Annotated in this window: 10 protein-coding genes; 9 read left to right on the top strand and 1 reads right to left on the bottom strand. The window is 44.0% G+C overall.

All coding sequences use genetic code 11. From position 1 onward, the window contains the following. Positions 1-142: 142 nt before the first annotated feature. Positions 143-1,780: a M28 family metallopeptidase gene (locus MHN09_RS19940; RefSeq protein ID WP_014947750.1), complete on the bottom strand. Its 1,638-nt coding sequence runs from the start codon at positions 1,778-1,780 to the stop codon at positions 143-145. A 189-nt stretch (positions 1,781-1,969) separates the two neighbouring features. Between MHN09_RS19940 and MHN09_RS19935 the strand changes: the two genes are divergently transcribed. The 9 genes from MHN09_RS19935 (at position 1,970) to MHN09_RS19895 (ending at position 12,629) form a co-directional block, all read left to right on the top strand. Next, positions 1,970-2,305, top strand: a complete 336-nt coding sequence (locus MHN09_RS19935) for a DUF1820 family protein (RefSeq protein WP_061438894.1) — start codon at positions 1,970-1,972, stop codon at positions 2,303-2,305. Between the two features lie 38 nt (positions 2,306-2,343). Beyond that, positions 2,344-4,095 (top strand): DUF885 domain-containing protein, encoded by a 1,752-nt coding sequence (locus MHN09_RS19930; protein WP_239241769.1) that lies wholly within the window; start codon positions 2,344-2,346, stop codon positions 4,093-4,095. Positions 4,096-4,097: 2 nt separating this feature from the next. After that, a complete protein-coding gene (locus tag MHN09_RS19925) occupies positions 4,098-4,607 on the top strand; it encodes a hypothetical protein (RefSeq protein WP_049587518.1) in 510 nt (169 codons plus the stop codon). Positions 4,608-4,854: 247 nt separating this feature from the next. Further along, entirely contained in the window at positions 4,855-5,604 is a 750-nt protein-coding gene (locus tag MHN09_RS19920; RefSeq protein ID WP_168533911.1) for a recombinase RecA, read from the top strand. After that, positions 5,604-7,091 (top strand): DNA polymerase Y family protein, encoded by a 1,488-nt coding sequence (locus MHN09_RS19915; protein WP_049587515.1) that lies wholly within the window; start codon positions 5,604-5,606, stop codon positions 7,089-7,091. Before MHN09_RS19920 ends, MHN09_RS19915 begins: the two co-directional genes overlap by 1 nt. A 36-nt stretch (positions 7,092-7,127) precedes the next feature. Next, positions 7,128-10,217, top strand: a complete 3,090-nt coding sequence (locus MHN09_RS19910; protein WP_168533909.1) for an error-prone DNA polymerase — start codon at positions 7,128-7,130, stop codon at positions 10,215-10,217. A 142-nt stretch (positions 10,218-10,359) separates the two neighbouring features. Next, positions 10,360-11,151, top strand: a complete 792-nt coding sequence (locus MHN09_RS19905; RefSeq protein WP_049587510.1) for a hypothetical protein — start codon at positions 10,360-10,362, stop codon at positions 11,149-11,151. Further along, positions 11,132-11,962, top strand: a complete 831-nt coding sequence (locus tag MHN09_RS19900) for a hypothetical protein (RefSeq protein ID WP_239241768.1) — start codon at positions 11,132-11,134, stop codon at positions 11,960-11,962. The genes MHN09_RS19905 and MHN09_RS19900 overlap by 20 nt, the downstream gene beginning before the upstream one ends. 136 nt (positions 11,963-12,098) lie before the next feature. Then, entirely contained in the window at positions 12,099-12,629 is a 531-nt protein-coding gene (locus MHN09_RS19895) for an acyloxyacyl hydrolase (protein ID WP_049587508.1), read from the top strand. Positions 12,630-12,745: the final 116 nt, after the last annotated feature.

Below are 12,745 nucleotides of genomic sequence, written 5' to 3'. Positions count from 1 at the left end.
CCACGCCCTTGCCATTCGGATTATCTTCCCCTCAGTCAGGGTGATTCAGGTTTCTTTCAACCTGACGGGTTTGCCAGCTTCGCTGGGCAAACAAAAAAAGCAGCATAAAAATGCTGCTTTTTAATGTTTAATAAATATGGACTTACTTGCTAAACGTGTTTCCAAAGAAATCGCCGTCGTTCCACTTAGGCTTGTTCTTTTGGTTTGCTAGTGTCCAACCAATTTGCGCGTTAACCTTGGTGAAAGTCTCTGCTGCATTCCAGTTGAATGGCTGGTTAATGTCGTCGCTAGGCTTATGGTAGTGCGTAGATAAGAACTGACCAAACACCTTGCTGCCATCTACGTTAGGATCTTTAGACTTCAGACCCGGCACCATAAACACTGACGGCACACCTTGCTTTACAAACGCATAGTGATCTGAGCGAGTGAATAACGCTTGCTCAGGCCATGGGTCAGGGCTTAGTTCAATGTTGGCATTCGCCGCCGCTTTTTCCACTGACTCTTGCAAATCACTGTGGTTCGCGCCAAACGCAATAACGTCTGCAAACTCGTAAGTCAAAATTGGCATATCTAGATTTACGTTCGCCACCATTGAAGTAACCGGTACAGTTGGATTACGAGCAAAATAGTCTGCACCTAGCAGGCCCTTCTCTTCACCCGTTACCGATACGAACAGAATTGAGCGCTTTGGCTTTTCTTCCATTTCGCTAAACAGGCGTGCAGTTTCTAACATCACTGACGTACCAGACGCATTGTCCATGGCACCATTGTTAATGTTGTCTTTCTTCACGGTCTTGGCAAAACCAATATGGTCAGAGTGAGCAGAGAAAACCACATACTCGTTTTTAAGCTCTGGGTCAGAACCTTCAAGTACACCCACAACATTTGGGCTAGTGATGGTGTCGTGTACGCTCGTCTTACTGATATCAACCACACCGTTTAACGCAAAGCCTTGTGGTACTTTGTCGGCTTCAAGCTGTGCATAAACGTCATCAAGGCTCTTTTCTGCGCCTTCAAATAACTTACGCGCAGCGCCTTCACTCATGTAAGCGCCACCTTTAAGCTGAGAAAAGCTGTTTGCAGGCTGACCACTGTCGTCTAACCATGCCATACGCGGCGTATGGATGTAGTTCAAACGGCTTTGATAAGGGCGTACCTTTTCATTTTTAGGCGTTGTGATAGTGATCATGCCAATAGCGCCATTGTCTACCGCATACTTTTGCTTTTGATAGCCAGACGCAAAGTGAGCGCCCTCTTCTGATGGAAAGTCACTTGGCTTACCAGCAAGCGCTACAACAACCTTACCTTTTACATCTAAGTCTTTGTAATCGTTGTGAGATAGCTCGTCTGCCACAATGCCGTAGCCCACAAAGACCATTTCACCTTTTACATTAGCCTCGGTGCTAAGCAAGCTCGGGCTAGCTAGATATTCTTTCGGATAGTCAAAATCGACGGTTTCGCCGTTTTGCGTGAAAGTAAACTTGGGAGACTCTTGAACCAGATTCGCTTTGCGAAACGCTACGTTTTGCATGTAGCCGTCTGTACCCGCTGGCTTCAAACCATATTTAGCAAATTCGGTCGCAATATATAGCGCCGCAATTTCATGGCCACGAGAGCCCGTGTCACGACCTTCAAGCAAATCATCTGCTAGGAAAAACAGGTGCGATTTGATTCGCTGTGTATCAGGGTTAAAAGCATTGTCTGTCGATGCGTGGTTATGGGCAGTAGCAGCAAAGGTCATTGCTGTCATTGCACTACCTATAAGGAGTTTTTTTATCATTCTAATTTCACCATATAACTAAGTGTGCGTCATGGTAACGCAGTTAATAGGCGGAATACCATTAAACTGCTTACGTTTACCATGTGTTTCCTACCGTTGCTCGCATTTTATGAGCAAGGTAAAATTGCCAGTCGCATGCCGGCTCAGCTTCCGGGTGTTTTTATATTTTTTTAGTGAAGAGCAGCATCTATGTCAAAAGACGACATTCTTTACCGCGTTCAGTTCATCAGCAACGGTGAGCGCTATGAGTTATACGTGAAAAGCCTTATGCAGGGCGCTTTGTTTGGCTTTATCGAGATAGGTGACTTTGTGTGGGATACTCACACAAGTGTTGTTGTAGACCCTAGTCATGAAAGGTTGAAAACCGAATTTTCTGAAGTAACAAAAACTTATGTACCGATGCACAACATTTTGCGCATTGACGCCGTAAATAAAAAAGGTTCAGCCAAAATTACTAAATTAGAAAATAAATCTGATAAAGTAACTGCTTTCCCTAGTCCAATATATACACCAACGAAAGAGTAACCGCCGGGTCATTCCGGTGAAGGTTGCCGGAGACCCTTATGTATCGCTATGTTTTAGCAGCACTATTATTTATTTGCAGCGTTAGCTCATCTGCAAAGGACCTTAACGATGAAAGCTTGTATCAACTACTTGATGACATTTGGCAATACGAGCTTTCGGTTTCCCCGCTTCTAGCTTCTCGCGAAGGCGATACTTCACTCGCTCACGTATTACCAGACAACTCACCCAAAGCCCTGAAAGCGCAAAATGAACAATGGCGTACTTTTCAAAAGGCCTTAAGTCAGTATAAAAAAGAAGACATCTCTACTGATACTTATATTGCCTTGCTGATGCAACAATATCGTTTAGCTAACTATGTGGACGAATATACGTATCGCGCGCATTTAGTGCCTATCAATTCAGAATATGGCTTTCACAGTGCCATGGCTTCACTTCCCAATTTATCCACCTTTAAGCGCGTAGAAGATTATCAGGCCTATATTAGCCGCCTAAATGCGCTTAAGCCTTATTTTGACCAACAAATTGCGTATATGAAAGAAGCGCTAAAAGAAGGCTACACGCAGCCTAAAGTAGTGCTGAAAGGGTTTGAGAACTCGGTAGCGTCGTACATTGTTGAAAACGCCGAGGACAGTGGCTTTTATTCTCCATTTACCCGTTTTCCAGAGTACTTTACTGCCGAGCAAAAATCAGCGCTAACGGAGCAAGGCAAGGCTGCCATAAACAGCAGCGTGTTGCCTGCGTATCAAATGTTCTATGACTTCATGGTAGGTGAATACATTCCCAATGCCCGTGAAGATATTGCCGCGAATAGCTGGCCTGATGGCGTGGCGTATTACGCCAATAGAGCCAAGCATTACACCACCACGGATATGACGCCTCAGGAAATCCATGATTTAGGTTTGTCTGAAGTAAAACGCATTCGCGCGCAAATGCAGCAAATTGTGGATGAGCTTGACTTTGATGGCGACATTAACGACTTCATTGCGTTTTTACGCGAAGACCCGCAATTCTATGCCACCAGCGCTGAAGATTTGCTGAAAGAGGCGTCGTTTATTGCAAAGAAAGTGGACGCAAAACTACCTTCGCTCTTTGAGTATCTGCCAAGAACGCCTTACGGTGTAGCGCCTGTACCAGACGCTATCGCGCCCAAATATACAACGGGCCGTTACATCCATCCTAGCCGCGATGACCAGCCAGGATATTACTGGGTAAACACGTATGCCCTTGATAAGCGCCCTTTGTATGCATTGCCTGCACTGACCTTGCACGAAGCAGTGCCTGGCCACCACCTTCAAATATCGTTGGCAGCAGAGCTTGAAGACTTACCTATGGTACGCCGTAACACCTATATTTCAGCGTTTGGTGAAGGCTGGGGTCTGTACTCTGAGTTTTTGGGTATTGAAGCAGGTATTTACGAAACGCCGTACGACAACTTCGGTCGCTTAAGCTACGAAATGTGGCGTGCGTGTCGCTTGGTTGTGGATACCGGTATGCACACGATGGGCTGGAGTCGTCAACAAGCGGTTGATTATATGATGGAAAACACCGCGCTTTCAGAACACAACGTAAATACTGAAATAGACCGCTATATCTCTTGGCCAGCGCAAGCCTTGTCTTACAAGATTGGTGAAATCAAAATTAAAGGCCTTCGCAAGAAGGCAGAGAAAGCATTAGGCGAGCGTTTTGATGTGCGTAAATTCCACCGCGCCGTGTTAGAAAACGGCTCAGTTCCATTGTTTATCTTGGAGCAAAACATCAATACGTTTATAGAAGAACAAAAGGCACAATAGACATGATCGTTGCATTTGGTGTTATTGGATTACTTATCCTGTTTTTAATTTACTTTGTGCTGCGAGCGCAGAATTTACAGAAAGAGCTGGCGCTATTGCGTCACTCGAATAAACAGACCAACAACAAGGTTACGTATGCTTATCGCAACCTTGTTCTTGTTACAGATGCGTTAGAGAAAAATCTTACTGCGCGTATTGAAAGTGCCTATAAAAGCCGCCTTATCGACCAAACTCAATACAATGCGCTGCACCCGCTTATGCGCAACTTTTCGACTATCGTCATGGCCTGTTGTGAGAAAGGGATGTCATTTGAGGAGTCACTGAATAAGGTGCTGCTTAATGAAGAAGTGACGCTTGAGGAAATTCGTGAGGTGGTGAAAGCATTCCCTAGCAACGTACGTATGGTGTGGTCAAAAAATACGGCCGACGGCTTCATTGCTTTTTGCCAAACCGTTACAGCAACAGTAAGTGGCACGACTACAAAGGCTCAAAAAGAACCATCTGAAGAGTAACATTTTACTCTATGTCTCTCGTTAGCGCTTATACAGCGCTAACTGTATGGCAGGGTCGTCTGCTTTGCTATGTAGTAAGGCCTGCGACCCTAGCCATGTTCCCACTCTTTTAAAAGTTTAATCTTTTTACCTTTCCAAACTAATCAGTAAGTTAGCGTTTAAAACAACAAGTCAAAAACCTTTTGTCTTGAAAAGGGTTATTGCTGCACTATAATACTGTATAAAAATACAGTTTATTTTGAGTGCCATGAATAAATCGTTATCCGTGCTTAATAACCACCCGCATATTTGGCGGGCCAGAGATCAGAGACAAAGTGAAACCAAGTTTTCACTGGGTTTTCCGCGTCTGGATAAAGCACTTAACGGTGGCGTTACATCTACAGGTCTTATCCGTATCTCTTCGTTAACCGGCATGGGTGAACTTTCACTCTTTAAACAGGTTATATGCCAACACCGTACGCATAAGCTGGTGGTATTTATTAACCCTCCCGGGCTACTACAGTCGCCGTGGTTAGAAAACTTGGGGCTTAAAGCGCAACAAGTTCTGGTAGTAAAACCAAGTTCTGAACAAGAGTCGTTGTGGGCAGCAGAGCAATGTTTAAAAAGTACGGCTTGCCATTGCGTAGTGCTGTGGAGTAATGCTGTAAATCAAAAAGAAGCACGACGCCTACAGGTAGCAGCAACGCATAATGATGCGCTGTGCTTACTGTATACTCCACCGCAACAGCAGGCATCACAGTTAGGTTATCCGAAGGCCAGCTTAAGTGATTCACAAGCCAACCTGTCGAATCAAAGCGACAGTGCATTACCCATTACGTTGGATATCGCGCTAAAGGGTAAACCCCACGCTTTGGCGGTGAACATACGCAAGCAGCGTCATGGGTGGCCCAAAGATAACATTGTTATTTCCCATCGGTGGACCCCCGACAATCACGCCATTAAATGGGCCATGGCACACAACACGCTTTCCGATCAGGCATTACACTCTGTGAGCTAATGATGCTGTGGGCTTATATTTACTGCTATCAACTAACTTTAGACAGCCATATCAAAGCGGCTAGAAGTAAGCGTGCACATAGCCAATTGCCGAAGCACGAAACTAACAACCAGTATTCAGCGTTAGCGTCGAATACTCCCGTTGCAGTGTACTGCAGTAAAACAAACAAAATTACGCAGTGTAATGATATTGCGAAAAAAGAAGGCATTGAAATTGGGCATGGGCTAGCCCAAGCAGCGGCGTTATGCCCTTACGTGCATATTCTGCCTTTCAGTGAAGAAGCCGAAAAGCATATGCTGACGCAGTTAGCCCATCGGCTTTATCCACTGGCTTCTGATATCGTATTAGACAACCACATTCACTCAAATAGTTTCAGCGGTCTGGCAGTAAGGCTAGATAACCTAACTCATTACTATGGCGGTCATAAGCCACTGTGGAAAACTTTAACCCAAGCTCTGGCAGAAGCAGATATTCGTTATCATTTTGCTAGCGCATGGACAATTGAGGCCGCAAAAGTATTAGCGCTTCATAAATTTAATACCTACTTGCATACATCCGATGACATAAAAAAAGCGCTAAGTACGTGCCCGCTTTCTATTACGGCTCTATCACCTAAAGTCATTGACTCGTTGGCAAGGGTGGGCGTTTCCTGCGTACAACAGCTGTTGGCAATGCCGGTACAAGAACTGGGTCGGCGCTTTGACAATAACACTATTATGTATCTTACTGCGTTAAGGGGAGAAACCTTTCCACGGGTTACATTATTTAGGCCTTTGGAGCACTTCGATAACTTTATCCTATTGCCTTTTGATATTGAAAACACGCAGCATCTAACCCCTTTTGTCAGCCAGCAGTTTGAGCATTTGTCTCACTATTTACGGGCAAGAAACTTATATACATCCAGCATCAGTGTACATATTCATTTCAGAGAAGCACCTGTAATGGATATTAATATACGTTCGGCACTGCCTCAGTCTTCAGTACAAAGTTGGCTGCCCTTGTTTAGTCTTAAAACTGAGAATCTGGTGTTGCCTGAGCCAGCTACAGCCATTGCGCTTACCTGTCAGCAATTTGAAGAAATGGATACGCAGAATGGCGACTTTTTTAGCGACAGATTTAACGATATTGCACAAAAGCAATTAATTGGGCGCTTAAACGCGAAGCTAGGCGATAACAGTACGTTTCAACCTCGCGCTGCCGACAGCCATCAGTTTGAATATATGACGGTGACGGAGTCGAGCACCGGTAACTGCACCCGTAATTATGCTTATAGCAGTGACATTACGCCCACCTTCACTTTTGATGTACCTAAACCGCTTATTCAGGCTACCCAAATTTGCTTTGGCCCCGTGCGATTACATAGCGAGTGGTGGCATGACAGCCCAACAAAGCGTGATTATTTCATCGCCCAAACTGAGCAATGCGTAAAGCTTTTAGTGTTTAAAGATGAAGAGAGCCGCTGGTGGGTGCAGGGCCTTTTTTGCTAGCGGTATGCGGTTAAAGAAAAAGGTAAAGGCAATATCATGAAATACAGTGAGCTCTTTTGCCAAAGCAATTATAGTTTTCTTTGCGGTGCCTCTTCCCCCGCAGAGCTTGTTACCACGGCTTCTTTCCTTGGTTACGACGCACTTGCCATTACCGATGAATGCTCAGTAGCGGGAGTGGTACGGGCTTTCGACGAAATTAAGCATCAGGGCCTACCGATTACGCTTATTGTGGGTAGTTACTTTGTATTTGATGACACTTTATCTTTTGTGCTGTTGTGCCCGAACAAAGCGGCCTATAGCGAACTATGCCGAATTATTACTAACGCGAGGCGTCGCTCTGATAAAGGTGAATACCAACTAGCTGAGTGGGACTTGCGTACCATTCGCCATTGCAAATTCATTTGGCTACCAAGCGGCAAAGAAGCTAAAGACAAGCATTGGGCTGAATGGCTGCAAAAACACCCTAGTATTGATGCCTATATTGGCGCTCAGCGCCTATTAGACGGAAGGGATCACCACAGGTTTGCGCATTACAATCATCTGCAGTCTGCCTATCCTTTTCCTGTTATTGCCTGTACAGGTGTACTCATGCATCACGCTGACAGACTGCCGCTTCAACATGTATTGCATGCTATTAACGTGCATACCAGTGTAGACAAAATAGGTCGGGATGCGTTGAGTAATGCAGAGCGTAGTCTGCGAACCGTACAAAAAATTAAGAAGCTTTACCCTGAGAAATGGATTGCCAATACCAATGCCCTTGCTCACGCTTTCACATTTTCTTTAGAAGAGCTGCGCTACCACTATCCTGCGGAGCTTGTACCTGAAGGGTATACGCCCACTTCGTATTTGCGGGAACGTGTAGAGGCCGGTATAAAAGTGCGCTTTCCTGAAGGTATAACCCCTGATATTCGCCAAACCATAGAAAAAGAACTTACGCTTATTGCCGAGCAAGAGTATGAGTATTTCTTTTTAACCATTTACGACATTGTTCAGTTTGCCAAGCGACAACGTATTTTGTATCAAGGGCGCGGCTCTGCGGCCAACTCGGTAGTGTGCTATTGCTTGGAAATAACCGCAGTAGACCCAAGGCAAATAAGTGTGCTGTTCGAGCGCTTTATTTCCAAAGAGCGTAACGAACCGCCAGATATTGATGTGGATTTTGAGCATCAACGCCGTGAAGAGGTCATCCAATACATTTATCAAAAGTACGGCCGGGAAAGAACCGCTATCGCGGCTACGGTTATTTGCTATCGCTTTAAGTCGGCTTTTAAAGATGTGGGCAAGGCGCTGGGCTTTAGCGAATCACAGCTTGATTTTGTGGTAAAGCAGATTAATCGCCGAGACAGCGTTATTCCGTGGAAATCTCAGCTGGCGGGGCTTGGGTTAAACCCTGAAGAGCCTAGGGTGCAGCAGTTAATTACCCTTACCGAAGCTTTACTGGGCACGCCCCGACATTTGTCGCAACATGTAGGCGGTTTTGTTATTAGCGCAGGGCCGCTCTACGATCTTGTTCCTGTTGAGAACGCCGCGATGGAAGAGCGTACTATTATTCAGTGGGATAAGGACGACATTGAAACCTTAGGCCTTTTAAAAGTGGATGTACTGGCGCTTGGGATGTTGAGCGCTATACGTCGCGCATTCTCGCTTATCAATAAACAATACCCTGTTGAAACCAGTATTCCGTTCATTACTAAGCTCGGAGATGACAAACAGGTTTTCGATATGATTTGTCGGGCCGATACGGTAGGCGTTTTTCAAATAGAATCACGAGCTCAGATGTCTATGCTGCCAAGGCTAAAACCTCGTCGCTATTACGATTTGGTCGTACAAATAGCCATTGTACGGCCAGGTCCAATTCAGGGTGATATGGTCCACCCTTATCTGATACGTCGACACGGCAACGAAACCATTAGCTACCCATCTAAAGATGTGGAGAAAGTTCTGTCTCGCACCATGGGCGTGCCTATCTTTCAAGAACAAGTGATTCAGCTTGCCATGGTTGCAGCAGGCTTTAGTGGCGGAGAAGCTGACCAGCTGCGGCGCGCTATGGCGAGCTGGAAAAAAGACGGTAGAATTTTTGAATTCAGAGACAAGCTTATTAAAGGTATGACGGACAAAGGCTATGACAGTACGTTCGCCCACAACTTATTTGAACAAATAAAAGGCTTTGCAGGTTACGGCTTTCCTGAATCTCACTCAGCGTCTTTTGCCGTATTAGCTTACGTGTCTTGCTGGTTGAAGTTTTACTTTCCCGTTGAGTTTTACGTAGCGCTGTTAAATAGCTGGCCCATGGGGTTTTATTCCCCGTCCCAGTTAGTTCAAGACGCTAAGCGTCATCACATACGGGTAGAGGCGCCCTGTGTTAACCAGTCTGACGTTGAGCATTCTTTGGTGGTACAAGGCCAAGAAAAATACATTCAGCTTGGCCTTAAGCTTATTAAAGGCTTAAGTGAAGCATCGTCTCAACTTATCGTGGAAAACCGCTCAGATAAGGGCTATACCGATGTTGAACAATTACAGCAACTATCGCTTAAAAGTAATGAAGTAGAGGCACTGGCTAGCGCCGATGCCCTTCGCACTATTTCAGGCAACCGATACGAAACCCGTTGGCGAATTATGGATACCCAAACGCGTTTACCACTGTTTGATACTGACGATTTTTATGCAGATAAAAACGTCACACCTCTGGGTGCTTCACCGACCGAGGCAGAAAACTTACTTGAAGACTATGCCTCAACCGGCTTATCGGTAAATAACCACCCTATTTCGTTACTCAAAAAGCAACATAAGCTTAAAGACATAAGCTGGTCCAATTCGCTTAAAGACAAGACAAATAAATCAGTTGTAAAAGTGCTTGGCGCAGTAACAGGTCGTCAAGCGCCAGGCACTGCCGCAGGCGTTACCTTTCTGACTTTGGAAGATGACATAGGCAATATGAACGTTGTGGTATGGCAAGCCACCGCTCGTGCTCAGCAACAAACATTCTTAAAGGCTAAACTGCTACAGGTAAATGGTATTATCGAACGCTCCAAAGAAGGAGTTATTCATATCATTGCAGGTAAGCTTATTGATCGTACGCCTTGGCTCGAAAAGCTGTCATTAAGTTCAAGAGATTTTCACTGAGTATTTTACACCCGCAAAACGATAAATTATGGTGTATAGATACGCGATTTATTTTTGTATTAAAAAACTTCCTCTCAAGGAAATGCTTCAAAGATAATTTATTTGTATATTGTAAATTGCTGTAGTCATTTTGGAGTGTAGAATGATGCGATGTATTGGGCTTTTTATTGGCTGTTTGTTTAGCCTTAATATTTATGCAGAAAAATATGTGATTGGCGCACAAAACTTAGCTTATTTCCCCCATTACGATTTTGCATCATCCACAGATAAAGGGGTTGCCTGGTCAATTTTAGAAGCTTTTTCTGAAGCTTCGGGACACGAGTTTGTGTATTTAAGCTTGCCTATAAGACGGCTTCAACTCGAGTTAGTTAAAGGTAATGTTGACTTTGTATACCCTGATAATAGAGGCTGGTATAACAGCATTACCACTTCAAATGACAAGTACTTTTCCCTCCCATTAACCAGCGCAGTAACGGGGACAATTGTAAAACGACAGAACGCTGGGAAAGGCATCGAAAAGATAAAAAACCTCGCCATGCCGTTAGGCTTCACACCGGTAAATTGGCAAGAAAGAATAGACACCCAACGTACCCAAATAACTTGGGTTACGGATATTCAACAAGGCTTGGCGCTTTTGTACCAAGAACGTGTAGACGGGTTAGATTTAGAGTATTTCGTTAGCCAGCGATCTGCTCCTCTATCATATGAGCAAGATGCATTTACTTTAGATTTGACGCTTCCACATAATGAAATTCCTTTTTCCCTATCTACGCTTTATCATCAAGACATTATTAGTGAACTTAATAAGTTCATATCCTCAAATCCAGAATTAATTGATAGTATAAAAACAAAATACGGAATAACCCCTTTCGAGCAGTTGTCTCAGAAGCTTTTGATAGAACAAGGATTGAAAATTGAAGAGGTTTGGAAATAGTATTCGTCGCTTTGTGCAAATGGCGGTATTGCCAGTTACATGCACACTTTCAAGTCCTTTTGTTTCAGCCGACACCTATATCGTAGGCGCTCAAAATATTGAATATTATCCGTATTACAACTTTTCATCGGATCATGAAAAGGGGTTGGGTTGGGCTATTCTTGAAGCATTCTCAAAGCAAAGCGGACATCGCTTTGTATACTTGAGCATGCCAGTTAAACGCCTTCAGATAGAATTGAAAAAAGGCAATGTAGACTTTGTCTTTCCTGATAACGCCAGTTGGTATGACCAAATAACCCATAGCCTCAACAAAGTGTATTCTGAACCTCTGGCAGAAACATTCGCCGAGACTTTGATTAAAACAGATAACCTTGGTAAAGGAATTACTCACATAACAAAACTTGCCACGCCAGACGGATTTTCCCCTGTAAAGTGGGAACAGCAAATTAAGAACGGTACCGTTAAAGTAACAGGCGTAAACAGTATTTTTGATGGGCTTAATCTTCTACAGAGCGATAAAGTAGATGCTTTAGATGTGGAATATAATGCCGCTAAAAACGTTGCTCGTCGCTTTCCGCAAATGGGACCATTTGCCGCTGATTTAACCCTGCCACACAACGTTGTCTCATTTTCGCTATCAACCTTAAGACACCCCGAGATCATTGCCGAGCTCAATACATTTATACTTTCAGAATCTGAAAGCATAAATAAAATTAAAGCGAAGTATGGTATTGAAGATACAAAGCAACTGATCGAGCGCCTGATGGAAGAGCAACATGTAAGCGCAGATACACGCTGGACATCTTTGTAAAAGCTTCAACAGTGTCAGTAAATTACACTACTCAGCAGGAATAGTTCGGCATTTAGTTTTCATTATCTCTTTGAAATTACGATAATTTTTAATTGGAAAAAATTTTGCTTGTTGATTACCAGATCAAGGAGCAATTATGAAACAGGCATCACTACTTCTATTTTCTTTTTTCATTATTTTCACCGCAAGTAGCGTACAAGCGAAACAAACCGTGAGTGTAGATTATATGCACGGCTTTGACGATATCGATGGTATGCGCTTCGCGTACAGGCCATTTGAACAAACGCTTACTACTGATTGGTTTGGCGACCTAAAGCTATACTGGGAAGTGAGTGCCGTAGTGTGGGAGTATGGTGAAAACGATACACATAGTACTAGCTACGGCGCGTCATTAACTCCTGTATTTATGAAACAGGTTTCAACGCTCTATGACAAATATCCCGTATATATAGAAGCGGGGATAGGAGCGAGTTACATAGGTAATCAGAAAGTCGCTGGTAAAGATATTGGATCTAACTATCAGTTCGAAGACAGATTAGGTGTGTTTGTAGAGATCGATAAGAAACAACATGTCGCACTGCGCTATATGCACTTTTCAAACGGCGGCTTCAACAATGACAACCCCGGATTAGACTTCCTGAACCTATCCTACGCCTATCACTTTTAAAGAAATGGGGTCAGAGTCTGAGGTATCCCCACAAATAATATAACGATATCAGCGAGATAAAAAAGATAGGAACATTCATGACGTTTGGTGATCAGATCAATCGCCAAAAATCACCG

The organism is Alteromonas sp. MmMcT2-5, from assembly GCF_022348315.1.
In the GTDB taxonomy this organism is placed as follows: Bacteria; Pseudomonadota; Gammaproteobacteria; order Enterobacterales; family Alteromonadaceae; genus Alteromonas; species Alteromonas macleodii.
This window is presented reverse-complemented; position numbering and strand designations above follow the sequence as displayed.